This is a genomic window from Sphingobacterium sp. GVS05A, assembly GCF_019969845.1.
Classification (GTDB): domain Bacteria; phylum Bacteroidota; class Bacteroidia; order Sphingobacteriales; family Sphingobacteriaceae; genus Sphingobacterium.
On the sequence record NZ_JAHXYR010000003.1, the window covers coordinates 93,851 to 118,686 of the forward strand.

21 protein-coding genes are annotated in these 24,836 nt (G+C 40.3%); 14 read left to right on the forward strand and 7 right to left on the reverse strand.

Annotation, left to right across the window (positions count from 1 at the left end; genetic code table 11):
* The first annotated feature begins 71 nt into the window (after nt 1–71).
* From LC454_RS08135 to LC454_RS08160, 6 genes are all read left to right on the forward strand, one after another.
* On the forward strand, nt 72–2,666 hold the full coding sequence (locus tag LC454_RS08135) for a phosphatidylglycerol lysyltransferase domain-containing protein (RefSeq protein WP_223581336.1): 2,595 nt from the start codon (nt 72–74) through the stop codon (nt 2,664–2,666).
* A gap of 39 nt (nt 2,667–2,705) precedes the next feature.
* Nucleotides 2,706–3,374, forward strand: a complete 669-nt coding sequence (locus LC454_RS08140; RefSeq protein ID WP_223581338.1) for a virulence factor — start codon at nt 2,706–2,708, stop codon at nt 3,372–3,374.
* A 76-nt stretch (nt 3,375–3,450) separates the two neighbouring features.
* Nucleotides 3,451–4,491, forward strand: a complete 1,041-nt coding sequence (locus LC454_RS08145; protein ID WP_223581340.1) for an Atu2307/SP_0267 family LLM class monooxygenase — start codon at nt 3,451–3,453, stop codon at nt 4,489–4,491.
* A gap of 72 nt (nt 4,492–4,563) precedes the next feature.
* Entirely contained in the window at nt 4,564–5,145 is a 582-nt protein-coding gene (locus tag LC454_RS08150; RefSeq protein WP_120260452.1) for a tRNA-(ms[2]io[6]A)-hydroxylase, read from the forward strand.
* A gap of 75 nt (nt 5,146–5,220) precedes the next feature.
* The gene (gene rlmN / locus LC454_RS08155) at nt 5,221–6,321 is read left to right on the forward strand and encodes a 23S rRNA (adenine(2503)-C(2))-methyltransferase RlmN (protein WP_262903054.1); all 1,101 of its coding nucleotides are present in this window, start codon (nt 5,221–5,223) and stop codon (nt 6,319–6,321) included.
* A 42-nt stretch (nt 6,322–6,363) separates the two neighbouring features.
* Nucleotides 6,364–7,065, forward strand: a complete 702-nt coding sequence (locus tag LC454_RS08160) for a ComF family protein (RefSeq protein WP_223581342.1) — start codon at nt 6,364–6,366, stop codon at nt 7,063–7,065.
* 85 nt (nt 7,066–7,150) lie between these two features.
* Here LC454_RS08160 and LC454_RS08165 read toward each other — a convergent pair whose 3' ends face one another.
* Entirely contained in the window at nt 7,151–7,534 is a 384-nt protein-coding gene (locus LC454_RS08165; protein ID WP_223581344.1) for a VanZ family protein, read from the reverse strand.
* Between the two features lie 155 nt (nt 7,535–7,689).
* Here LC454_RS08165 and LC454_RS08170 point away from each other — a divergent pair, with 155 nt between their 5' ends.
* The 3 genes from LC454_RS08170 to LC454_RS08180 all read left to right on the forward strand — a co-directional run bounded on the left by LC454_RS08170 (nt 7,690) and on the right by LC454_RS08180 (nt 12,283).
* Nucleotides 7,690–8,061: a PadR family transcriptional regulator gene (locus LC454_RS08170; protein ID WP_120260448.1), complete on the forward strand. Its 372-nt coding sequence runs from the start codon at nt 7,690–7,692 to the stop codon at nt 8,059–8,061.
* A complete protein-coding gene (locus LC454_RS08175; protein WP_223581346.1) occupies nt 8,054–9,724 on the forward strand; it encodes a PspC domain-containing protein in 1,671 nt (556 codons plus the stop codon). The genes LC454_RS08170 and LC454_RS08175 overlap by 8 nt, the downstream gene beginning before the upstream one ends.
* 150 nt (nt 9,725–9,874) lie before the next feature.
* A complete protein-coding gene (locus tag LC454_RS08180; RefSeq protein WP_223581348.1) occupies nt 9,875–12,283 on the forward strand; it encodes a TonB-dependent receptor domain-containing protein in 2,409 nt (802 codons plus the stop codon).
* Nucleotides 12,284–12,362: 79 nt separating this feature from the next.
* On the opposite strand, the gene LC454_RS08185 is transcribed toward LC454_RS08180, so the two are convergent.
* The 5 genes from LC454_RS08185 to uxaC form a co-directional block, all read right to left on the reverse strand.
* Nucleotides 12,363–13,982 (reverse strand): NADP-dependent glyceraldehyde-3-phosphate dehydrogenase, encoded by a 1,620-nt coding sequence (locus tag LC454_RS08185; RefSeq protein WP_223581350.1) that lies wholly within the window; start codon nt 13,980–13,982, stop codon nt 12,363–12,365.
* A gap of 72 nt (nt 13,983–14,054) precedes the next feature.
* Entirely contained in the window at nt 14,055–15,494 is a 1,440-nt protein-coding gene (locus tag LC454_RS08190) for an MFS transporter (protein ID WP_223582136.1), read from the reverse strand.
* Nucleotides 15,495–15,526: 32 nt separating this feature from the next.
* A complete protein-coding gene (locus LC454_RS08195) occupies nt 15,527–16,171 on the reverse strand; it encodes a bifunctional 4-hydroxy-2-oxoglutarate aldolase/2-dehydro-3-deoxy-phosphogluconate aldolase (RefSeq protein ID WP_223581351.1) in 645 nt (214 codons plus the stop codon).
* On the reverse strand, nt 16,168–17,193 hold the full coding sequence (locus LC454_RS08200) for a sugar kinase (protein ID WP_223581353.1): 1,026 nt from the start codon (nt 17,191–17,193) through the stop codon (nt 16,168–16,170). The genes LC454_RS08195 and LC454_RS08200 overlap by 4 nt, the downstream gene beginning before the upstream one ends.
* 5 nt (nt 17,194–17,198) lie before the next feature.
* Complete coding sequence (uxaC, locus tag LC454_RS08205) at nt 17,199–18,599, reverse strand: glucuronate isomerase (protein WP_223581355.1); 1,401 nt, start codon at nt 18,597–18,599, stop codon at nt 17,199–17,201.
* Nucleotides 18,600–18,913: 314 nt separating this feature from the next.
* On the opposite strand from uxaC, the gene LC454_RS08210 reads away from it, so the two are divergent.
* The 3 genes from LC454_RS08210 (at nt 18,914) to LC454_RS08220 (ending at nt 22,986) form a co-directional block, all read left to right on the forward strand.
* Nucleotides 18,914–20,215, forward strand: a complete 1,302-nt coding sequence (locus LC454_RS08210) for a UDP-N-acetylmuramoyl-tripeptide--D-alanyl-D-alanine ligase (RefSeq protein ID WP_223581357.1) — start codon at nt 18,914–18,916, stop codon at nt 20,213–20,215.
* A 243-nt stretch (nt 20,216–20,458) separates the two neighbouring features.
* Nucleotides 20,459–21,214 carry a tRNA pseudouridine(38-40) synthase TruA gene (truA, locus tag LC454_RS08215; RefSeq protein WP_223581359.1) on the forward strand — a complete coding sequence of 252 codons (756 nt, stop codon included), beginning with the start codon at nt 20,459–20,461 and terminating at the stop codon, nt 21,212–21,214.
* 8 nt (nt 21,215–21,222) lie between these two features.
* Entirely contained in the window at nt 21,223–22,986 is a 1,764-nt protein-coding gene (locus LC454_RS08220; protein WP_223581361.1) for an ABC transporter ATP-binding protein, read from the forward strand.
* A 3-nt stretch (nt 22,987–22,989) separates the two neighbouring features.
* Here the strand turns inward: LC454_RS08220 and LC454_RS08225 are convergent, their stop codons facing one another.
* Nucleotides 22,990–23,508, reverse strand: coding sequence for a hypothetical protein (locus tag LC454_RS08225; protein ID WP_223581363.1), 519 nt, complete (start codon nt 23,506–23,508; stop codon nt 22,990–22,992).
* A 282-nt stretch (nt 23,509–23,790) separates the two neighbouring features.
* Here LC454_RS08225 and LC454_RS08230 point away from each other — a divergent pair, with 282 nt between their 5' ends.
* Nucleotides 23,791–24,273, forward strand: coding sequence for a DUF4293 domain-containing protein (locus LC454_RS08230; protein WP_223581365.1), 483 nt, complete (start codon nt 23,791–23,793; stop codon nt 24,271–24,273).
* Nucleotides 24,274–24,339: 66 nt separating this feature from the next.
* Nucleotides 24,340–24,807: a hypothetical protein gene (locus LC454_RS08235; protein ID WP_223581367.1), complete on the forward strand. Its 468-nt coding sequence runs from the start codon at nt 24,340–24,342 to the stop codon at nt 24,805–24,807.
* Nucleotides 24,808–24,836 lie beyond the last annotated feature (29 nt).

Consider the following 24,836-nt stretch of genomic DNA (forward strand, 5'->3'; position numbering starts at 1 on the left):
TTATCATTTTCAAACGATTAGCTTTATTTCGTGTTTATAATACGGTTGGTTATTATACAATAAACGATAATATGGGCAAAACTATTGTTCAACGCATTCGGCATTTTTCGCCAAAAACCTATTGGAAGGAGCTAATAGCTGTTTTGGTCATTTTGTTAGCCTTTGTTTTTTTTAGAAATGAAAGAAAAGAACTAGCCGCCATTATTCCCCAGTTAAAGGCAGCAGATCTGACTTGGGTTTCGGTCGGCATTGGTATAACCCTGCTCTATGTCCTATTGCAAGGTCTGATGTATGTGCAGAGTTTCAAAGCCATTGGTCTTTCGATCAGTTTGAAAATTGCCATAGATCTATTCTTAAAAAGAAACCTGCTCAGTGTATTCCTCCCCGCAGGTGGTATTAGTTCACTCGCCTATACTACCACGCAGTTGCGAAAGAGGAATCTAAATACGACACAGATTCATCAGGCTGGTGCTCTCTATGGTTATGTGGGACTGCTAACCGTTTTTCTGATCGGTGTACCCGTGATATTATATACCATTTGGGACAATAAAAATTTTGGGGATGCTTGGGTTTCATTGTTGATCTTGGGAGTACTTTTGGCCGTTGTGTTTTGGCTGGTATGGTCCTTTCGTACACATAAAGGGATCTATCGATGGGTGGAATTAAAATTTCCGGCAGTTGCCTCCAATATTGACGAGATATTTTCGGGAGAAGTGAAGATGAAATATCTCTTAGGGACAGTATTGGCTTCAATCGTCGTGGAGTGCTGTGGGATAGCACATGCTTTTGTCAGTATGTATGCTTTGGGCTTGGATCATTCCTTTGAGGCGGCAGCTATTGCCTATACGGTTTCGGTAGTTTTGATGATTGTATCCCCTTTCTTGCGCGGATTGGGGGCAGTGGAACTAACTATGCTATATATCTTCAAAGCATACGGCTACGGTCAGGCCGAAGGTTTGGGCATAACCATTCTATATCGGGTATTCGAATTCTGGCTGCCGCTATTGTTAGGATTGATTGCTTTTGCTTGGCGGGGTAGGCAGCTTTTAGCACGTGTAGGACCAGCCTTGCTGATTTTCTTTTTGGGTATGATCAACATTGTTTCGGTGCTGACGCCACCATTGGCAGATCGCATGAAGCTAGACCGGTTTTATTTACCTCTCGAAGCTATCCACGCATCTAAGTTTATGGTATTTGTTCTGGGAGTGGGTTTGTTGGTTACCTCAGCCTATTTGATCAAAGGCTTTCGGGTGGCATTTTGGATAGCTGTTGTGTTCAGTGCGCTTTCTTTATTCGGACATGTGTTTAAAGCATTGGACTATGAGGAAGCATCAGTAGCCCTGTTGACCCTGATCTTTTTGGGGATTAGCTATAAACAGTATCCGATAAAAAGTAATATTCGCTGGGTAAGGATCGGATTTGTAACATTTGCGGTCGGATTGATCGGGGTCTGTTTATTTGAAATATTAAGCTTTTACTTTATTGATAAACAACATTTTGGTGTTGAGTTTACTTGGCGGCAGTCTATTTATCATACCGTAAAAAGTTTTCTGTTATTCGCTGATGATGATCTGATGCCACATACCAATTTTGGACAGGAATTCCTGCGGATTACGCAAGTTTTGGGGATTTTTTGCTGGTTTCTACTCATCTATGCGTTGGCCCGCCCGCGCTTGCTTACCGATGAGGATTCAAGTAAGTCTGAATTAGAACGAGCGCAACAACTGTTGGATGAATTTGGGCAATCACCGATGGATTTTTTCAAATTGGCGAAGGACAAAGTTCTTTTTTTCTCTGAGATTTCTGAGGGGTTTACAGCTTATCGACTAGCAAATGAGTTTGCAATTGTATTGGATGAGCCAGTCTGTGAGCAAGGCGATAAAGAAGAACTGGTTGAAGAGTTTGACCGGTATTGTTATGCAAATGGATTAAAGGCTATTTATTATCGGGTTGATGAAAATAGTCTGGTTCATTTCTCATCGCTTCGAAAACAGAAGATAACAATCGGCCAAGAGGCTGTTTTGGAATTAGAGACATTTACACTGGAAGGAAAAGACCGCAAATCACTGCGTAATGGGCTTAATGCAATTCAGAAAAAAGGGTTTACCACAGCAGTATTGAAAGCGCCGCAGCAACTAGAGACGTTGGATGAGCTTAAGGCCATTTCTGACGAATGGTTGAGGGAATTTGATAAAAAAGAAATGGTCTTTTCTCAGGGGATGTTCAGCGCCGAAACGCTCGTCGAGCAGGATATTATTGTCCTTAAAAATGATAGTGACAAAATCGTGGCCTTCCTGAATATTATTCCTGATTATGCCAAGGATGAATGTACTTATGATATGATCCGAAAGTCGCTGGAAGCACCGGGCGGAAGTATGGATGCGCTAATAGTTGAGATGATCAGCTATGCAAAAGCCCAAAATTATAGTTATTTGAATATGGGAATGGTTCCCATGACGGGGTTGGAAACGACTGATAGTCCGGCAGAAAAGATTATGAAATTTGCTTCCACACGGTTGGGAAACTTCAAACATTATCATAGTTTGCGCGATTTTAAAGAGAAATATGCGACCTTTTGGGAAAACAAATACCTTATCTTTGATAATGATTTTGATCTGATACAGCTTCCTGTTGCATTAGTTAAGGTGATGAAACCTAATGATTAATATACTCTGGAGCCTTATTCAGCCAGCATTACTGATCCTATGAAAAAGTTTACCGTTTTATTTATTATTGGTTGCATGGCTTTTCATGCACTCGCCCAACAACGTTTGATCGAAATGAAATATTGGAATAATAAAGCAGTATTGCCTCTGGTGCTTTACTTGAGTGGAGATGGTGGATTCAATTCTTTTTCAAATAAGATATGTCAGTTGATTGCTGATGCGGGTTACGCTGTGGCTGCCATTGACTCCAAGAACTATTTTTGGAAGAAAAAGACCGCCAAGGATATTGCCGCGGATATTTCAAATACACTCAAAAACCTTATTTTGACAAGACAGAACCAGCAGCTTTTTATTGTGGGCTATTCTTTTGGAGCAGATGCAGTACCTTTTATCATAAATCGTATCGATCCCTTAATAAAGAAAAATGTGCGAAGCATCGTACTGTTGGAACCCTCGGTATCCACAGATTTGGAGATTCATATCGCCGATATCTTGGGGCGGAGCAGTACCAAACGTAGCCTTGACGTTGTTGCTGAGATTAATCGGATAGAAGGGATTAAAACGAGTATTGTTTTGGGAGATGATGAGGCCGAATTTCCGGTGGAGAAGATTCGATTGAAAAACTTTAACAAGAAATATCTTTCAGGCGGACACCATTTTAGTGGCAATGCAGATAAAGTGGTTAAGACAACCCTGTCTCTTTTTTAGTATTTCTTATCCTAGATCAAATAAATTGATAAAAAGACCCCCTATTTTTGAATTAGTTTTTAAATAGAGAAGACACATGGAATTAGGAATAGGAATGTTTGGTGACTCGAGGATAGATCCCGCTACAGGTCAGATCCAGGCTGCACAGGGTAGAATGAAAGAAATTATTGAAGAAATCAAATTGATGGATCAGGTTGGGTTGGATTTCTTTGGTATCGGCGAGCACCATCGGGAAGATTATGCTGTTGCTGCTCCCGAAATTATACTGGCGGCAGCTTCTACAGTTACCCAAAACATCAGATTGGGTAGTGCTGTTTCGGTATTGAGCTCGGCTGACCCTGTCAAATTGTTTCAAGATTTTGCAACAGTAGATCTGTTGTCCGATGGTCGGGCGGAGCTTATGGCAGGTAGAGGCTCGTTTATTGAGTCATTTCCACTATTTGGATATGATTTAAAGGATTATGCGGATTTGTTTGAGGAGAAACTGGAACTACTACTTCGGTTGAATAAACAGAATCCGGTAACTTGGCGTGGAAATTTTAGAGCTCCTTTGATCAATCAGGAAATTTTTCCGCGACCAAAGAATGGATCTTTGCCAATCTGGGTTGCAGTAGGGGGTACCACTTCATCTGTTATCCGTGCCGGAAAATTGGGTTTACCTGTCATGTTCGCAATTATTGGCGGGATGTATGAAAGTTTCGACCATTTGTTTGAAATGTATCGCCAAGCTTATGAAGATAATGGACACGATATGTCAAAATTTCAAGTTGGTGTTCACATGCATGCTTTTTTTGGTGATAACAGTACGCAGATTGCGGACTATTATTATCCGATCTACTCGGCACAGATGAATCGGATCGGAGCGAGTCGAGGATGGCCACCCTATCAAAAGACACAATATGACTTTGGTAGATCATCTCGGGGGCATCTTATCGTTGGTGATGCAGAATATGCAGTTGACAAAATTTTGGAGATCCATGAGAAATTTGGATTGACCCGTTTCTCTGCACATATGGACGTCGGCGCACCCGGACATAAAGAAATGTTGCGGTCTATTGAGATCTATGGCGAAAAAATAGCACCTAAAATTAGATCGGTACTTAATAAAGATAGCTAAAAGAGCGTATTATCATTTTTTTTAAGCAGAGATATTACCTACCTTTGTCAGTAAATTATTTTAGATAGTAGAATGCTTGGACTTAAGTTGTTGACAGATCCGCGATGGGCAAATATCGCTGAAGGAAATTTGGAGGAGATTCTGACAGATCATGCTTGGTGTGAACAGAAAGCCGCTTCAAATGCAATATCCTTGATCACAAACAACTCAGAGCATGAGGATTTGGTTCATGAATTGACAGCTATAGCCATTGAAGAAATGGAGCATTTCAAAATGGTTATTGACATTATCAAGGAACGGGGTTATACATTGGGGCGTGAACGGAAAGATGACTATGTCGGTCAGCTGATGAAATTCTCCAAAAAAGATGGCAGCCGGAATATGGCTTTTATAGACAGACTACTATTTGCTGCGATGATCGAAGCGCGTAGTTGTGAGCGGTTTAGGGTTTTATCGCAAAATATTCAAGATAAAGATCTAGCGCAATTTTATTACGATCTGATGGTGTCCGAAGCAAACCATTATACCACATTCCTGAATTTTGCAAGGAAATATTCCGTGGATGTCGACGTAGACAAACGTTGGAAGGAATGGTTGGATTTTGAGGGTAAACTGATCCAGTCTTACGGAAATAAAGAAGCCATACATGGCTAAAGGATAGCGAATCTACCTATTTTAAAACACATACATAACAGTTGTCCCGTTCTATTTTCTTTAGAACGGGATTTTTTGTCACTTAATTATTCTTATCTTTGTACCGTGATCGAAAAAAGTAAAATAATAGATATCAGGAGTTTGTCTTTGAGTCAGATCAAAGATCAACTGACCGCGTTGGGTGAGCAAGGCTTTCGTGCAAAGCAGATTTACGAGTGGCTATGGGAAAAATCCTGTGTAGATTTTGATCAAATGAGTAATTTGAGCAAACCCCTACGCGAAAAGCTGAAAGAAAATTTTACAATTAATGCTGTCAAAGTTAAAGAGTCGCAAATCAGTTCAGACAAGACAATAAAAAGCAGCTTTAGGCTTTATGATGGCAATATCATCGAGGGGGTGCTAATCCCCGCACCTGAACGTATGACAGCCTGTGTGAGTTCGCAGGTCGGTTGTAGTCTGACCTGTAAATTTTGTGCGACGGGTTACATGGATCGAAAACGTAATCTCAATGCGGATGAAATTTATGATCAAGTGGTGCTAATCAGTAAACAAGCTGAGGAAAATTACAATCAGCCGCTAACGAATATTGTCTATATGGGCATGGGTGAGCCATTGTTGAACTATGCCAATATGATGAAGTCTGTTGAGCGTATCACAGCTCCAGATGGTCTTAATATGGCTGCCAAGCGAATCACCGTATCTACTGCCGGTATTGCGAAAATGATCAAAAAATTGGGGGATGATCAGGTGCGTTTTAACCTGGCTCTTTCGTTGCATGCAGCCAATGACAAAAAACGGAATGAGATTATGCCGATCAATGAGCAGAATACCTTAGCTGCATTGGCGGAAGCACTGAAATACTTTTATGCGAAGACAAAAAGCCCAATAACATTTGAATATATTGTTTTCAATAATTTCAATGACGAATTGGAGGACGCAAAGGAACTTGCTAGATTCTGTAAGCATGTGCCTTGTAAAGTAAATTTGATTGAGTACAACCCAATTGCTCTTGCTGACTTCCTGAATGCCGAAGCTGATAAGATTGATGTATTTGCCAACTACCTCAAAAGCCAAGGAATCATTACCAATGTAAGAAGAAGCCGAGGGAAAGATATTGATGCCGCTTGCGGACAATTGGCAATAAAAGACAAAGATAAGGAGACTTCAGAGGCGTAGTTTACAAGATTGTTGGTATCTTTAACTGAAGGAGTTACCTGTATGCAATTTGATCTACGAAATATTCTGGGTGATTTTGTCGCCATATTCTTTCCCAAGGAATGTGCGTGCTGCGGTTGTGCGCTTAAATATCAGGAAAAATACATCTGTATTGCCTGTGATTTTCATTTGCCTTATACCAATTTTCATACTTACTCGGATAATGATACTGCTAGGCAGCTTTGGGGGAAAGTCCCTATTGAAGAGGCCTGCTCTTTTATGCTACTACAAAAGGGGAGCCGTGTGGAGCATTTAATTTACCAGATTAAATACAATAACCAACCCTTTTTGGCCGAATATTTTGGTTATCAGTATGGTCTCAAACTGCTTGAATCGGAGCTATATCGGGGTTTATCAGCGATTGTGCCAATTCCTTTACATGCGAGTAAACTCAGGAAAAGAGGATATAACCAATCGGCATATTTTGGACAAGGCCTCTCTCGGGCAATGAATATTCCTTTGCGGGAAGACGTTCTGAAACGCGAACGGGCGACAATGACACAAACAGGCAAAGATCGTCTATCACGCTATGGAAATGTGGAAGACGTATTTGTCTGTACACAGATTTCACAACCGTTGGGAGAACATGTGCTACTTGTTGATGACGTTCTAACAACCGGTGCGACAATCGTTTCGGCTACACTTACCCTACGGGAATCGTTCGGGTGTAAGGTATCGGTCGCAACTTTGGCTCGTGCCCAATAGTTGCCTTTGACAACCCATGACGAAGCTATGGTTGATCCTAGCGCTCTAAAGTAAGAAATAGTTCAGGGTACATGAATAAGATCTTCTAAACCCTTCTGTTTACGTAATTCAATAGATAAGCAAATCCCGCCATACCAATACCTACAGAGTCAGCAAATAAATCCCACCAATCACCACTACGGTAAGTAAAAATATAAAGCTGTAGTAATTCGGTCAATCCGGCAAATGCAAAGCCTAGGAAAGATACAATGAAAATAGGGAGCCAACGTGTTGGTTTTCCTCTAAATTGCTGTATAACACCGTTATACAAGAGCGTGCAGAAAACGAAAAACATACCTGCATGAACGAGTTTATCCATGCCGGGGTAGCTAGGCACTGTATCAAAATTATTTCCGGGAAGCGTACACAAAACAATAACTATGATGGCCCAAATAAAACACCATTTATAGTCCAGTAGGATTTTAATCATGGGGATAAATATCCAAAAATTTCCTGATAGAAATGAAATTTAAATAATTTTAAAAAATTATTACACTGATATTCAGCTGATTATTGTATTTGTTTTGTTTTATATGGTACTATGTATTGCATGGTACCATAAAATACATATATCTTTGTATTGTTATGATAGCTGAAAATACACAAATCCAAATGAGGAAGGGGATACTTGAATATTGTATCCTATCCATAATTTCTCGAGGAGAAATTTATGCCTCCGATATTATCAGCGAACTGAAGAAAGCCCAATTGTTGGTTGTGGAAGGAACCTTATATCCGCTTTTAACACGTCTAAAAAATAATGGCTTGTTGAGTTATATATGGAAGGAATCGACTTCAGGTCCGCCTAGAAAATATTATGAAATTACCCAAGAAGGGCTCGATGTCCTTTCAAGATTGGATGTTACCTGGAATGAATTAGTGTTTGCTGTAAACACATCATTGGTAGGTAGAAACAATGATTCAACTAAACCAGTTAAAGACAATAGCGATGAATAAGACAATAATTATCAATATAAATAGCATCGTCTTCCATATTGAGGAGGATGCCTATGAGGTACTGCGGTCGTACATGATTGATATACAGAAGCATTTTGGTCAATCGGAGGATAGCCGCGAGATTTTGGAAGATATTGAGAACCGTATTTCTGAGATGTTTACAGAGAAGATCCAGGCAGGAAGTAAAGAGGTCCTCAATATGGAAGATGTAAACGCTGTTATTGATCAGATGGGCAGGGTGAGTGATTTCGAATCAGAGGATCAGGACGACTATGCTTCTTTTCGCCGCGAGACAAATTCCGACGGTTTTAAGGTTGGCAAAAAGCTGATGCGTGATCCCGATGATCGCGTTTTCAGTGGTGTCTGTAGCGGTCTAGGTCATTTTTTTGGTATTGAGGCCAAATGGGTTAGACTACTTTTTGCGCTGTTCGTCATCATCGGAGGATCGGGGCTGTTGGTCTATGTCATTCTTTGGATTGTAATGCCACCCGCTATGACAAGGGCGGATAAAATGGAAATGCGGGGCGAAGCGCCGAATATCCAGAATTTTAAACGTTCTTTTGATGAGGAAATGAGCGGTGTGCGGGATACGTTTTCACGCGGACTGGATCGGACAGGAGATGGAGTGACAAAACTACTGCAAATCATCGTAAAAGCCATCGGTGTCTTTTTTGTTATCCTTGTTGGGGCGACACTCATTGGATTGATTATCGGATTAATATTCTTTGCATTGGCTATTGTGAATGTGATCCCTGATGTAATGGATGACTCTGGACCATTCTATTTAATGGAACCTAATGATGTGCCGTTTGCTTTGATAGCTGGCTTTTTGTCAATATTTATTCCTCTTGCGGGGTTATTTTACTTGCTTCTACGGGTTCTCTTTGAAAAGAAGCCAATGAATAATTATTTGACAACAACGCTCTTCTTGGTGTGGTTGGCGTCTATAGGAGCGATTATCTATTATTCTACTTCAGTGGCAAAAGAATTTAGAGAATCGAGTACCATTGTCGAAGAAAAGCCTCTACAAAAACAATCTGTATACTTTTTAAGTGAAAATGATATTCGGGTAATCCGTTTAAAAAATGGTGTTAAAAGTGGTGTCGGAATAAAAAGCGATAACTTTTCGTCCTATCTGAAACGTGATATCCGGATTCGGATCGAACGTATTGATTCATTACAGGCTCCCTATGTACGCTATGAATATTCTGCTAAAGGAAATACTTATAAAGTGGCTACGGACAGGGCTGCCAAAATCAATTATACCCTTAAACAAGATACTACTGCACTAATTTTTGATAATGCGTTCCAGTTGAGTGAGGGTGAGCGCTATCGGGATCAAGAGGTAAATGTTACGTTGTTTTTGCCTGTGGGTACCAAACTGGTGATCAATGATAATTTGGAGGATAAGTTACGTGACATCTCATTTTACGATTGCCGCGATCGGTATAATAAAGATTTAAGGGACGTGAGAGATGTCGAATTTGTGGTGACCTCACTCGGGGTGAAATGTGCCTTGCCAGAAAAGGAATCTGCGGAAGAAGAAACTGATGATTCGGATAGCAATCATATTGTTATTGCTGATACATCCATTGTAATCCGTAGGGATACAATCATCAATGCGAAAAAAGACGGTGTGTCTGTTCAGATAAAAAAGAAATAAATCTTTAGAAGTCTTCCGCTCCATAGGAGCGGAAGATAAATGATACAAGCCAATACCATTATGAAACCCTCATGAGCTTATTGAATCTGCAAAGCCAGATAAATATTTGCGTCATAGGAAGTTCATTGCCTTAAAAAAATGATTAGCCTAATGAAAAAGTGTTTTTACTTCTTACTGTTAAATTTGTTGATTGTCTCCTTTGTCCAAGCGCAGGTGAAGGTTACGGGAAAAGTGCAATCTGCAGATAGTGTGCCACTGCCTTTAGCAACGGCCTACCTGATGAAAGTCAATTCTGCTGTTGTCCTAAAAGCTGTGGTGACGAATGAATTGGGAGAATACCAATTTACAGATGTGGGGCCGGGGAACTATCTGGTCGAGGCAAAGATGGTGGGGTATGCTTCAAATCGAAGTACCACCTTTGCTATCAATAAGTCCGATCATTCACTTACGGTGATCCAGCTTAATGCTGATAACCGAAAATTGCAGGAGGTCACGGTGGAAGGCAAACGCCCTATGGTTGAGAGTAAACCTGGCAAGTTGATTCTAAATGTTGAAAATTCTCCATTAGCCGCTGGCAACAATGCATTGGATATTGTCCAACGTGCGCCAGGTGTCAGCCTCGATAACAACAATAATTTGCAGTTGATGGGGCAATCGGGTGTAGCGGTTACCATAGATGGACGACAGACTTACATGTCTGGTGAACAATTGCTTAATTTTCTGAAAAGTACGGATGGCAATCAAATTAAATCTGTGGAAGTGATTACGACTCGAGCCGCAAAAGATGATGCTGAGGGAGCAGTAGGAACGATTAACATTGTCCTTAAAAAGAATCGGATGGAGGGGTTTAACGGAGCCTTTAATCTGACGGCGGGACATGGTGAAAAGTTCCGGGGAAATAGTTCCCTTTCATTGAATTACAAAAGAAATAATACCACGCTATTTGGATCATATGCCTATTCTGATGAGAAATCTCATCGTAAGTTGTATATCGATCGTGTCATACAGAATGGTGGTAAAAAGAAGTATTTCAATCAAAAGTCTACATTGGATGAGGATGAGCGCAATCATTCTTACCGTTTCGGTGTTGAACAAAAGACATCTCCAAGAAACACATTGACCCTGCAATTCAATGGATCTAATAATACCGAATACAATGACAATAATAGTAAAACCAACATTGGTACAGTTGTATCTGTTTATGATACAATATTAAGCTCTTCCTCTTCTTTCAAAGAATTGTTTGACCGTTATTCGGCTAATTTCAATAACGAGTTTAAGATAGACTCTAATGGAAGGAAACTGACTGTTGACCTGGACTGGAGTAAATTTAGGAGCAGTAAACGTGTTACCTATCTCAATCAATATGCTGATCTCAATAGTAAACCAATTGGTCCTGCAGAAAATGAACGTAGTGGAATGCCAATTGGTATTGATATCTATGTTGCAAAATTCGACTATGAACATCCCTTATCAAAAAAGTCAAAGCTGGAGATGGGAGCTAAATATTCAAATGTAAAGTCCGATAACGACCTCCTTTTCGAAAAGCTGCAGAATGCTTCCTGGGTAAATGATACGACACGGACAAACCATTTTGTATACAAAGAGCAAATCGTGGCTGGCTATCTGGATTATAATACCAGTATCGAAAAGTGGAGCCTTAAGGCGGGTGTGAGGGGTGAATATACGATTTCGGACGGTAATTCTCTTACGACAAGTAAACGTGTGAAACGTGATTATTTTCAACTTTTCCCTAACGCTAATTTGACCTATTCGCTAAGTGAAAACCATATACTGTCATTAGGTTACACCAGAAAAGTGACACGTCCTAATTATCGACAATTGAATCCATTTGACTATTATATTGACAAGTTGACCTTTGAGCGTGGAAATCCTTATTTAAATCCTCAATTTTCAAATGAATACACATTGAACTATACGCTATTGCAGCGTTACAATGTGACGTTGGGGGTTAATGATGTGAAAGATGCAATTGTCGAAAGCATGGGACAGGATTCGGTCAAAGGTGAAACCTGGGTCATTCGGGAGAATTTAGGGCGGAACCTGAATTCCTATTTAAACCTCAATATTCCTGTGACTGTGTCGAAGATCTGGAGTATGAACAATAACATCACTGGAATCTATTTTGATTTCGATGGTATGATTTCAGGTATTCCGGTCAAACGGAAATCATTTCTGCTTCAAGCAAATTCTATGCATAACCTAAAATTAAGTAAGAGTCTTTCTGCCAATGTCAATTTACGTTATTTCTCACCTTTTAAATATAGTGTATATGATCTAGAAGGGCGATGGGATATGGAAGTCGGTGCGACCAAAACATTTAGGGATCAACGAAGCTCATTAAAACTAGCTGTTAGTGATTTGTTCAATACAGGCAATCAGAATTTACTCACTACTTTTGGCGAATTTGATTCTAAGATCAGGCAGCGTCAAGATCGCAGGGTAGTACGATTGACCTACTCGTATAAATTTGGTAATCTTAAAAACAATTATCGTAAAAAGGATACGAGCAACGAAGAGAAAGACCGGGCTCAATAGAAAGCTTAATAAAATATGGGGTAACAAAAAAGAGGGCAGTTCAATGAAATGGACGCCCTCTTTTGGTTTATACTAACTACTAAAAAATATACTTTGTACTCAGGAAGTTGGACTCATTTTCGCTGACAATCTCATTTAAGAGTTTTTTGTTTTCCTCGGTAAATTTGGCTGCGACCAATGAACGGATAGAGAACGAGCGTAATGCATCTACCACAGACAGTGTTCCCTCTGCGCTATCTTTTCTTCCGGTGAACGGGAAGGTATCTGGACCGCGCTGACATTGGCAATTGATATTGACACGGCTAACCTGATTAACCAATGGGTCGATCAAAGAGGAGACTACAGCCGCGTTATTGCTGAAAATGCTCACCTGCTGTCCATGAGATGAACCGATGAGGTATTCGATAGGCTCTTCCAGATCATCAAAAGGCACAACAGGGATGACAGGTCCAAATTGTTCTTCTCTATAAAGCTTCATCTGTGAATTTACTGGATAGACAATAGCAGGATAGAAAAACGATTCGGCAACCTGACCGCCGTTCTCGTTTACTACTTTTGCACCATAGGCTTTTGCGTCTTCGATACATTCAGTCAGATAAGCAGGCTTATTAACTTCTGGAAGTGGTGTTAAGGATACTCCTTTCTCCCATGGCATTCCATATTTAAGTTTGCTCACTTCGGCAGAGAGACGTTTTAAAAATTCCTGAGCTAAGCTGCGGTGTACATAGATTATTTTCAATGCTGTACAACGTTGCCCGTTGAAAGATAAGGAACCCAATACTGTCTCGGAGACAGCTAGGTTTAAATCTGCATCTTTTGTAATAATTGCTGCATTTTTGGCATCCAATCCTAAAATAGCGCGCAATCTATTCACTTTTGGATGTAACTTTTTAAGTTCGTCAGCTACACGGCTTGAACCGATTAAGGTCAAGACATTGATCTTGCCGGATTGCATCAAGCTAGGTACGATCTTGTTGCCTCGACCATAGATAGTATTAACTACACCTTTTGGAAAACTTGTTCTAAAAGCTTCTAATAAAGGGTAATGTAATAGCGTTCCGTGTTTAGGTGGTTTGAACAGCATCGTGTTCCCCATGATCAATGCAGGGATCAATGTTGTAAAAGTTTCGTTTAATGGGTAGTTGAATGGTCCCATACATAAGACAACACCTAAAGGAGATCTTCTGATCTGTGCAATGATACCTTGTTCAATCTGAAAACGTGATGAATCGCGGTCTATATCTTTTAGTGCATCGATTGTTGCATAGATATATTCTACTGTGCGGTCAAATTCTTTTACAGAGTCTGCATAAGACTTGCCGATTTCCCACATAATAAGCTTGACAACAATGTCCTTCTTGGCAATCATCTTTTGTGTGAAATTTTCAACACAGGTAATACGATCGGCAACACTCATTGTTGGCCATTCTCCACGTCCGTTGTCGTATGCTTTTACAGCAGCGTCAAGGGCTTCGATGGACTCTTTTTCTGTACAAACAGGAAAGCTGCCGATGCGCTTACGTTTCAAGCCATCCTTAGTCTTCACACAAATCGGTGAAAACACCTCGTTTACTTGACCCGTCCAAGAAATCATTTCTCCATTGGAAAGGAACTCTCTTTGATCGACCTGTTCGTCCAGTGTAAATTCTACGGGAATGTCTTTCTCCTCGTAGAAGATACCTTCTAAGTTTAAGCTCATTGTTTTTAAAAAATGGTTTAGATTGATATTTGTAATGATATTGCTAATATAATATAAATTTTACAATATATGTTAATTTTTTATTAAAATTAGTTTAGGTACTAGTGTTTTCATTACGATCCATGCAATCAAATAGGCAATCGCACAAAAAGAGAAGATGATAAAATATCCTGCTTCCTCGCCTTTAAAGCCCATAAAGGTCATTTGTGTTTCCTTGGCATAATCGAATAACCATCCTGATGTTTTATTGATGATAAAAGCGCCAACACCACCCGCAAGTCCACCAATTCCGGTAACCGTTGCAATGGAACGTTTTGGGAATGCATCTCCGATTGTCGAAAAAATATTAGCGGACCATGACTGGTGTGCCGCACCTGCAAAACCGATCAAGATTACAGGTATCCAGTAGGATATATGTCCCAATGGTTGGGCCAGGAGAACCACTAATGGAACAAAAGCGAATAAAAGCATGGCTTTCATACGGCCTTCATAGGCATTCATACCTTTCTTTTCAACGAAATAGGTCGGTAACCAGCCGCCATAAATGGAAAGCATTGTAATTGCATAGAGCACGAATATAGCCAGCTGTCCTTCAGTATCGGACGATTTTATATCGTATACAGCGGAGAGGTAGGCTGGCATCCAAAATAGGAAAAACCACCAAACACCGTCTGTCATAAATTTTCCGAAGACAAAGGCCCAAGTTTGTTTGTATTTAAGGCATTCAGAAATTGTTGTTCTTGGAACTTTTGTATTCCTCAGTAGTTCCGGCTGCTGCTCGTGATCATCCTGATTGATATAGGCTAATTCCGCGGCATTTACTTTCGGATTTTCATCTGGTTTTTTATAAAGAAAGATCCAAAAACCCATCCAAACGAATCCTAGGGCACCAATAATAATGAATGACATTTCCCAGCCCCAATGTGCGGCGATAACGGGGATGGTCAAAGGTGCAGCCAGGGCACCTATTGTTGCACCTGAGTTGAAGATACTTGTCGACAGCGCCCGATCTTTCTTTGGGAAGTACTCGGCGGTAGCTTTGATTGCCGCAGGAAAGTTCCCGGCCTCTCCAACGGCGAGGATAAAGCGGGCAAAGATAAATAGGTTGACACTGACACTTATGACAAGACCAGCATTGTTAACATGAGAAATCGCTTCTTTTGCGCCCTCAAAGCCTACAAACCATTCACCAGCGACAATGCCAGAGGTCGCGATGCCACAAAAAGCGTGCAATATGGCGCCAATAGACCAAATGCCAATAGCCCATAAAAATCCTTTTTTTGTATCCATCCAGTCTACAAACCGACCTGCAAAAAGCATACTGATGGCGTAAAAAATAGAAAATAAGGCCGTAATATTACCGTAGTGTGTATTTGTCCAATGGAATTCGGGGCTAATAAAATCTTTCCAGGTCAAAGAGAGTACCTGACGGTCTAAATAATTGATCGTAGTAGCAAAAAATAGTAGGGAGCAGATTACCCAACGGTAATTTCCCTTTTTCTCCGTATTCATCATAATAGGTTTATAAGTTTGTTTTTTTTAGTTTATCGTGCTTTCGACACGAACTCGAGTGCCAGCTTTGTGTTTTCAGCTAATTGATCAGTATTCTTTGGATCGATCAGCTTGCTGCCCATACCGACGGCACACACTCCTGACTTGAACCATGCTTTTAAATTTTCCATTTCGATTTCTACACCCCCCGTAGGCATAAATTTTTGATCCTTAAAGAGATCGCGTATAGATGACATAAAGGCTGGTCCCAAGATGTTTGCCGGAAACAATTTAATGAGTGCGGCTTTTTGCTGTTGAGCCGTATAAATTTCAGTCGGTGTCATACAGCCCGGAATCCAAAGTTTATCTTGCTCATGTACGAGAGCTCCAACCGCAGGATTGACCAGAGGTGCAACGATAAAATCTGCCCCGATTTGAAGAAATTGTGTTGCATCTTCGACGGATTTAATGGTGCCTATACCCAGATAAAGATCTGGCATCTCTAGGTCTCTCACGGCGAGTAAGCTTTCGAATACACTTAGTGCTTCAGGCCCACGGTTCGTAAATTCAAAAACACGTATGCCTGCCTGATATAAAGTACGGAGAATATCAATGCTCTCTTCTTTATCATGATGGAAGAACAAAGGAAGCATCCCCTGTTCAATAATCTTTTCTAATACTTTCTCTTTCAAACTCATGCTATCATTCTATTTTTTATGTCGTCAACTGTACTTGTTGTGGCATCGCTGGGAATAAACAGTTTGTCAAATGCAGCGAGCGTTGCAAACTCCAGTGTTTCCGTTGGCGAAAGGTTGGAATACAAGCCATAGATCAGGCCAGCCATAAAACAGTCTCCGCTACCTACTTTATCCAAAATTTCTGCCGCGCGGAATTCCGATGATTCAATTAAATTACCCTGATTAAATAAGGTGGTATAATATTTTATTCCTTTGGATTCATAGTCGAATCGGAAGGTATTGGCAACATACTGACACAACGGGTTGTTCGCTATGATCTCCTTGCTTGTTTGCTCTGCTTGCTGCAATAACTCCTCTTCTTCGTATCCCGCTGACTGTGTGATGAACTTACTGTCGAGCTGTGTGCCAAGCATTTGATGTGCAGCCCAGATGTTGCCCATAATTAGATTGCAGTGTTTTGCGATCTCTGGCATTACCTCTTTGGGATCCTTGCCATATTTCCAGAGCTTTGAACGGTAATTAAGATCTAAAGACACAAAAATTCCTTTTTCTTGCGCCACTTTAACAGCTTCAAGGCAGAGGTCGGCAATGTCTGCACTGATTGCAGGACAGATCGCAGAGAAATGGAACCATTGAACATCCGAAAATGTCTGATCCCAGTCTATACTGCCTACTTTTAGGCTAGCAAATGAGGAATTGGCCCGGTCATAGATTACCCCTGCGTTTTTCAGGTCCTTTCCTTTAGGTAGGTAATAAATTCCTAGCCGATCTCCTGTCCATTGCATGGGAGAGGTGTCTATATTTTTTCGTTTTAAATAGAGATCAATTGCTTCACAGATCGCATTTTGAGGAATGGCTGATAGATAAGACGATGGCACTCCCCAAAGTGCCAATGCAGTAGCGACATTTAACTCTGCTCCTCCAATATAAAAAGGTAGTTGATGCTGTTCAATCCAATCCTGCTCGATGTCTGGACAGATCCGAAGCAACAATTCTCCGAAACTTAATACTTTACCTTGCATTTTCATTAAAAATCAAAATATTCTTTTGCATTATTATAGCTGATATCCTGTACAATTTTTCCTACCCACTGGATATCATTTGGGATCTCGCCATTTTCGATGTCCTGTCCAAAGATGTTACAGAGTAATCTCCTGAAATATTCATGCCGTGGAAAGGAAAGGAAGCTTCTAGAATCAGTCAACATGCCAACAAATCGACTTAACAGGCCCATATTTGATAAGGTATTGATTTGTTTTGTCATGCCATCCTTTTGATCCAAGAACCACCAAGCCGAACCAAACTGTATTTTCCCTTTTACGGAACCATCATTGAAATTACCGATCATTGTCGCAAAGAGTTCATTGTCTGCCGGATTCAGATTATATAAGATTGTCTTGGTGAGTTTATTCTCATTATCTAATTTATTCAAAAATTTTGACAAAGCGCGTCCTTGACTGAAATCACCGATTGAGTCCCAGCCCGTATCTGGGCCGATCAAACGGTGCATGCGGGCATTGTTGTTGCGCAGCGGACCAATATGATACTGTTGTACCCAGCCCTTTTCATAATCCCATTCGGCAAAATAGATCAACATAGCCGATTTGAATTTTAGATTCTCGATAGGACTAATTTCTTTTTTACTTCTGATCTTATCGAATATATCCTTAATCTCCTGTTCCGTATAATCCTCTGCATAAATTTGCTCTAACCCATGGTCAGAAACCTTACAGCCATTGGCAGCGAAGAAATCATGTCTCGATTTTAAAGCATTCAGGTAATCTTGCAAATCAGTGATTTGCCGATTGCTTACCCTTTCAAGTTCGTCAATATACCGATTGAGCGCTGCGATGTTGTCGGCATTCATGGCTTTATCTGGACGGAATGCCGGAAGCATTTTGAAAGATTCCTTTTCTTGGGCAAACTGTTGATGATATTGGAGGCTGTCGATCGGGTCATCGGTTGTACAGACGACCTCTACATTCATCATCCGAAGCAGCCCGCGTACGGAATGACTGTCTTGTTGTAGTTTGGCTTGAGTGTCTGCATATATTTTGGATGCGGTTTTGGGAGAGAGCAAATCCGTTATACCAAAATAGCGTTGCAGCTCAAGATGGGTCCAATGGTGAAGCGGATTCCGTAATGTATAAGGAACAGTTTCGGCCCATTTGATGAATTTTTCTTCATCCGATGCATCCCCAGTAATATAGCGCTCATTGACCCCATTTGCCCGCATAGCCCGCCACTTGTAATGGTCTCCATGAAGCCAGGCTTGACTGATGTTGTCAAACTTGATATCGTTGGCTATTTGCTCTGGAATCAAGTGGTTATGGTAATCAATGATGAGTAGATCTTTTGAATAATTGTGGTACAGCTCTTCTGCTGTTTTGTTGTTTAATAAAAAATTCTCGTCTAAAAAAGCTTTCATATATATAATTTATAAGCTTGTATTCCATTTTACTACAGTACCGTTTTTGCGATTACAAAGCATCATAACTTTCGCTGTTGAGGCAAAAGGAAAGAAAAATTGCAAAAGAGTTGAAAGTTTGGTCGTCCGCATTTCAAACTGTTTAATTGGTCAATGAAATTACCAATATTAAAGCCTTAGTTAAAGGAAATTGATTAAAATAAATGCGCAAACGTTATCGGGGATTGTATTTGGGATCCAATTATTTTAGATGTGCTTCCCGATTTATCTGAAATCAGGCAGAATGGTTATATTTGCTCATCAAATTTCTAAACATGGACATTCAATCGCTATATCAGATTTATAAACAGTATCCAAATATTACAACAGATACGCGTAAAATTGAGAAGGATAGTATATTCTTTGCACTGAAAGGCGCAAATTTCAACGGAAATACCTTTGCGGAGCAGGCTCTTGAAATCGGAGCGAGGTATGTTGTCATTGATGAGGAAATTTATAAAAAAGGGGAACAATATATCTTGGTAGAAGATGTGTTGACAACACTACAAGGCCTGGCAAACCATCATCGGAAACAGCTAAATATTCCCGTTATTGGTGTAACAGGAACGAATGGAAAGACAACAACAAAGGAATTATTATATTCGGTTGTCTCTCAGAAATATAAGACCTATGCCACAAAAGGGAATTTAAATAATCATATTGGCGTTCCATTGACCTTGTTGGCTATTGATGCAACTGTGGAAGTTGCCATTATAGAAATGGGGGCAAATCATCTCGGAGAAATAGCCTTTTTATGTGCAATCGCTGAACCAACGCATGGGCTGATCTCCAATGTGGGTAAGGCACATCTGGAGGGATTTGGTTCTTTTGAAGGTGTTAAGAAAACCAAAGGGGAACTATACGATTGGCTTCAGGATCATCAAGGAACACTTTTTTTGCAGGGGGATAACCCACATCTTGGAGAAATGGCTGCTGCCCGTCAAATTGCTGAAATTGTGACTTATGGATTTTCTGAGAGTAATGATGTCATCGGTAAATTGATGAAAGCAAACCCGTTGTTGCAGATTTCCTGGAAGACAAAAGAAGATCCACAAACCTATGTGATAGATACGCAACTTACAGGTTCATATAATACAGAAAACTTTTTGGCCGCTATTGCAGTGGGTCTACATTTCAATATCTCTCCGCAGGAAATCAATTCAGGTATTGAAGGTTATACGCCGACCAACAATCGCTCGCAGATCATGAAGACAGCTCAAAATACGGTGATCTGTGATTACTATAATGCCAATGCAACGAGTATGGCTGCTGCCTTGGATAATATTCGGATTATTGAGGCCGATAAGAAGGCGGTTATCTTGGGGGATATGTTTGAACTTGGAGCAGAATCTTTTGAAGAACATCGGAAAATCGTGGATAATGTAAAGAGTATGTTCGCTGATCGTAAGATTTTTGTCGGAAAGGCATTTTTTGAACATAGAAATGGTGATGCCGAGTTTTATGAAACGACAATAGAAGCGAAGACTGCCTTGCAAGAAAAACCGATTATTGGAGCTACCGTATTATTAAAAGCTTCCCGTGGTATGGCTTTTGAAAATCTGATAGACATACTGTAAGTTCGTTTTATTTTTCTTAGGGTCAACCAGGTATTAAGGTTGGACTTTGTCAGACCTATCAGCGCAATGTTTTCATGCTTAATGACCTAAAAAAGCTGGACTTACCACGGACTCAAGGTGCTAAGTTAAATTTAAAGGCAGCGCAAGTTTTGTCATGTGAGGATTAAATATTGACGAAAATGAGCAAAATAGTCCTTCTGGGAAATGTAGCTCATTTGGAAAAATGTACCTTTGTATCGTATAATGGACAAAAGACGTTTTTTTTTAGAAATAGCCTACTTTGGGCAATCATATCATGGCTGGCAGGTTCAAAACAATGCGATTTCTGTACAGGAAGTATTGAATGGTGCTTTGGAGACCTTGTTACGTGAGCCTATCGAGACTACTGGAGCCGGGAGGACAGATACCGGTGTACATGCGAAGCAATTGTATGCTCATTTTGATGCAGCTCCTGTAGGGATATTAGCAAAACCAGAGCGTTTTATTCATTCACTTAATGCCCTATTGCCGTTTGATGTTGCGGTTAAAAGATTGATTGAAGTTGCCGATGATGCACATGCCCGATTCGATGCGACGCATAGATCTTATGAGTACCACCTTCATTTTCATAAGGATCCGTTTATTTATCCCTATTCTTGTTTCATGCGCGACCGCCCTGATGTCGATAAAATGAACGAAGCTGCCCAGTTTTTGTTGGGTAGGCAAGATTTTGAATGTTTTAGCAAGTCTCACACGCAAGTGTTTACAAATATTTGTGATATTCGTAGAGCAGAATGGTTATGGCATAACGAGCAGGATCTCGTTTTTCATATTACGGCTGATCGTTTTTTGCGCAATATGGTTCGTGCTATCGTAGGAACTTCGTTGGAGATCGGACTGAAGGGTAAACCAGCGTCCTTTATGCAAGAAGTGATTAAGAGCAAAAGTCGTGGCAAGGCAGGTGTGTCTGTCCCTGCACATGGATTGTATTTAACAGAAGTAGCGTACCCTTATATATAAATATTAACGTGAGTCAAGATAAAATAACAGGTAAAACATACGATGTCAATTTGTTGCGACGCATGAGTCGCTATATGCGACCCTATCATGTCGCATTTTGGATATCGGTCGTTTTAACGATCCTATTGGCGGCTGTAGCGCCCGCCCTACCTATGCTGATCCAGCATACACTAGACAATTATATCTTGAATTTTGACACTGGCGGATTGTCTTATATGCTGATTGCCATGCTGGCATTGGTCATCGTGCAGACCTTAATCCGTTATTATCACACCCTGATGACAAATACCCTGGGGCAGTCTGTTATCAAGGATATTCGCATCCAGGTCTTTAATCATATTGTACAGTTACGTCTTAAGTATTTTGATCGGACAGCCTTAGGAAAGCTAATTACACGGACGATATCTGATCTTGAAACACTTTCCAATATCTTCTCTGAGGGATTGATTCAGATTATTGGTGATCTATTGCAACTGGCCGTGATATTGGGGGTTATGTTCTATTCGGATTGGAAATTGACGCTGATCGTGCTTATTCCTATGCCTTTGATGGTCGCCGCAACCTATGTATTTAAAGAAGCGATGAAAGCCGCCTTTATAGATGTCAGGAAATGGGTGTCTAATTTAAATACGTTTTTGCAGGAACATATCACAGGAGTTGGGATTATCCAATATTTTGCACGCGAAAAGCAGGAGATGGATAAATTTAAGGAGATCAATGCACAGCATAGGAATGCTCATATCCGTACGAACTGGTACTTCTCTATCTTTTTTCCTGTTCTGGAAATCATCATGGCTATTTCACTTGGTCTGTTGGTCTGGTTTGGGGCCAAACAGATTATGGGTGACGTGATATCACCGGGTGTGGTCGTTGCCTTTATCATGTATATCAACATGATTTTTCGGCCTATTCGTGAGCTTATCGATAAATTCAATACACTTCAAATGGGCATGGTTAGTGCTGAACGTATTTTTGAGGTTCTGGATACAGACGAGATGACGCCTAATTTGGGTACTTTGAAGCCTGATCATATCAAAGGAGAAATTACTTTTAAGCATGTTTGGTTTGCCTATAATGATGAGAATTGGGTGTTAAGAGATGTAAATTTTAGCGTACAACCTGGTGAAACATTGGCTTTGGTTGGAGCTACGGGAGCCGGAAAATCATCGACTATTAACATCCTAAGCCGATTTTACGAAGTAAATAAGGGTGAGATCTTACTAGATGGTGTAAATATTCGCGATTATGATCTTGATTATTTAAGAAATACCATTGCAACGGTACTACAAGATGTGTTTCTGTTCTCAGATACTGTCATCAATAATATTACATTGGGAGATCCTTCAATTTCGAGGGAACAGGTCATCGAGGCAGCGAAAGAAGTGGGAGCACATGATTTTATTATGCGGCTTCCGGGTGGATACGATTATGATGTCAGGGAAAGGGGAGCTACACTGTCAGCAGGGCAGGCGCAATTAATTTCCTTTATTCGGGCATTGGTACATGATCCGAGAATTCTGGTCTTGGATGAAGCGACCTCTTCCGTCGATACTGAAACCGAAGAAATGATCCAGAGTGCGATTGACAATCTAATGCGGGGACGAACATCCATTGTCATTGCGCACCGCTTGTCCACCATTCAAAAGGCAGACAAGATCATCGTATTGGATAAAGGTGAAATTAAGGAAATAGGAACACATCAAGAGCTTTTGTCTTTTGATGGTTATTATAAAAAGCTATACGATCTACAGTTCCATTCCGCAGGAATTTAGTCGTTAAACGACACTCTCTTTGGGGATGGTTTCTTCGTCTTCGATATGTGTATTCGCTTTGATTTCTGATCCTCGGCCTACGAGTACATTGGTTCCAATGGAGACATTTGGTCCAACGTTCACAAAGTCCTCAATGATGGTGTTGCTTTCAATGACTGCCGAACCCGAAATGATACAATGGTTGCCAATCTGTACATCTGGGGCTATCGTTGCTCCAGGAAGAATGATGCAACCTTCGCCGATTTCAGCTCTTTTTGAAACATAGGCTTTAGGGTGGATTAAGGATTGAAAATTCCATTCTGGATTTTCAGATACAATTCTTTCACGAAGCCCAGGGTTTTTAACGGCAACAAAGAAATTTTCTGCAGCATCTTTAACCTGATGGTGGAGTTGGACCTCATAGTCAAATACATCCTCTATCAACAAAGATTTGTCAATAAGGCCACCTATTTCGATATCTAAATCCTCCGCAACATCTACTGCAGTTTTTGCATGTGCTGTTGCTCCATATATGTATAGCATGATCTTTTAAATTTGTGCAAAGATAGTGCTTTCTGAAAAGAACTCCATGAGGTAGCCCGCATCAATAGTGGAATAGTGAATCGGGACTGGTATTGGAGTCGTACACAGTATAGTGAACTTTCTGCTGTCGTAAGGAATGAGTCTGGAGTAAATACAAGTGACATAAAGATCAAAAGGGATGTTTTATCTACCAAAAGTTGCAACAAAATAGCCCTTTCGATTGTTCTGATTTCTAAATAGAAAGAAAGCTTATTATATTTGTTGATATACAAAAATTAAAATATGATTCAACGTATCCAAACTGTTTATTTATTAGTGGCAGGATTAGTTATATTCGGCTTGTTTTTATTCCCTTATGTAAATTACAGTGATTTAGTCGGTTTGGGAAAGAATGTGAAGGTGACAGGTGTTTATGGTGTTGCTGCCGGACAGCCGGTGCATGAAGGTGGTTTTGGTTATATCCTGCAGACCGTCGTGACAGCCCTATTGGGATTGCTCCCGATCTTCACGATCTTCAAATTTAAACAGCGTAAGGTACAGCTTTTGCTGATATGGGTAGAGATTGTTGCGATTATCTTTTTCGCGATCTGGCTTTATTCTTCGGCAAGTACACATCTCACTACTGTTAATCAATTTTTGGGGGCTGGTAATATTGGGGTAGGTTTCTTTTTGCTGCCGATATCAATTATTTTCTGTGCGCTCGCATTAGGTGGAGTGCGACGGGATGAAAAATTGATTCGCTCAGCCGATCGTTTGCGTGCATAATTTTATTTAAATAGATTTTTAATATGGAAAGCCACGGTTAGCGTGGCTTTTTAAATGATATAATATATGAGTATTTTTTTTCGTTATGCCGCCACCCTGCTTTTTCTTTGCTTTGTAGGTGGCGCGGTAAAGGCCCAGTCAGCAGATTCATTATTGGTGGTTGATGATATTCAGTTTGATGTAAAGGAATACCATGTCGATAAGACTACAAATGAACTGGTTATTAATTTGTTCGCAATATCCTATAGTAAAGATCCTAGGGAATTTAAAATGAATACGTTCTCCACACAGATTTTAGATCAAAAGAAACAACCTCACTTTTTCTCTTCGATTCAAATGGGAAATGTCCAGATAAGATTTGAGGACAAACTGAACTATTTACATTACCTACTTGAGGAGGATAAACCTGTAGATATCCAGGTCATTGTGAAAGACTGGAAGAAGACAGATAAACCCAGTAGTATTAAGCTTGTTTTTGAGAGTAGTGAGGAGGAAGGTAAATTTTTGGATGTCCCTATCTTGCTGAATAAATAGTTGATCGAAGCGGTTAAAAGTTAAAATAG

What these genes read in the sequence shown, in the direction of transcription:
- LC454_RS08145 (WP_223581340.1), top strand. Translation starts at nt 3,451, where the DNA reads ATGGAATTAGGAATAGGAATGTTTGGTGACTCGAGGATAGATCCCGCT.
- LC454_RS08210 (WP_223581357.1), top strand. Translation starts at nt 18,914, where the DNA reads ATGGACATTCAATCGCTATATCAGATTTATAAACAGTATCCAAATATT.
- LC454_RS08150 (WP_120260452.1), top strand. Translation starts at nt 4,564, where the DNA reads ATGCTTGGACTTAAGTTGTTGACAGATCCGCGATGGGCAAATATCGCT.
- LC454_RS08160 (WP_223581342.1), top strand. Translation starts at nt 6,364, where the DNA reads ATGCAATTTGATCTACGAAATATTCTGGGTGATTTTGTCGCCATATTC.
- uxaC (WP_223581355.1), bottom strand. Translation starts at nt 18,599, where the DNA reads ATGAAAGCTTTTTTAGACGAGAATTTTTTATTAAACAACAAAACAGCA.
- LC454_RS08175 (WP_223581346.1), top strand. Translation starts at nt 8,054, where the DNA reads ATGAATAAGACAATAATTATCAATATAAATAGCATCGTCTTCCATATT.
- truA (WP_223581359.1), top strand. Translation starts at nt 20,459, where the DNA reads ATGGACAAAAGACGTTTTTTTTTAGAAATAGCCTACTTTGGGCAATCA.
- LC454_RS08200 (WP_223581353.1), bottom strand. Translation starts at nt 17,193, where the DNA reads ATGCAAGGTAAAGTATTAAGTTTCGGAGAATTGTTGCTTCGGATCTGT.
- LC454_RS08190 (WP_223582136.1), bottom strand. Translation starts at nt 15,494, where the DNA reads ATGAATACGGAGAAAAAGGGAAATTACCGTTGGGTAATCTGCTCCCTA.
- LC454_RS08230 (WP_223581365.1), top strand. Translation starts at nt 23,791, where the DNA reads ATGATTCAACGTATCCAAACTGTTTATTTATTAGTGGCAGGATTAGTT.
- LC454_RS08185 (WP_223581350.1), bottom strand. Translation starts at nt 13,982, where the DNA reads ATGAGCTTAAACTTAGAAGGTATCTTCTACGAGGAGAAAGACATTCCC.
- LC454_RS08225 (WP_223581363.1), bottom strand. Translation starts at nt 23,508, where the DNA reads ATGCTATACATATATGGAGCAACAGCACATGCAAAAACTGCAGTAGAT.
- LC454_RS08235 (WP_223581367.1), top strand. Translation starts at nt 24,340, where the DNA reads ATGAGTATTTTTTTTCGTTATGCCGCCACCCTGCTTTTTCTTTGCTTT.
- LC454_RS08135 (WP_223581336.1), top strand. Translation starts at nt 72, where the DNA reads ATGGGCAAAACTATTGTTCAACGCATTCGGCATTTTTCGCCAAAAACC.
- LC454_RS08195 (WP_223581351.1), bottom strand. Translation starts at nt 16,171, where the DNA reads ATGAGTTTGAAAGAGAAAGTATTAGAAAAGATTATTGAACAGGGGATG.
- LC454_RS08165 (WP_223581344.1), bottom strand. Translation starts at nt 7,534, where the DNA reads ATGATTAAAATCCTACTGGACTATAAATGGTGTTTTATTTGGGCCATC.
- LC454_RS08180 (WP_223581348.1), top strand. Translation starts at nt 9,875, where the DNA reads ATGAAAAAGTGTTTTTACTTCTTACTGTTAAATTTGTTGATTGTCTCC.
- LC454_RS08170 (WP_120260448.1), top strand. Translation starts at nt 7,690, where the DNA reads ATGATAGCTGAAAATACACAAATCCAAATGAGGAAGGGGATACTTGAA.
- LC454_RS08140 (WP_223581338.1), top strand. Translation starts at nt 2,706, where the DNA reads ATGAAAAAGTTTACCGTTTTATTTATTATTGGTTGCATGGCTTTTCAT.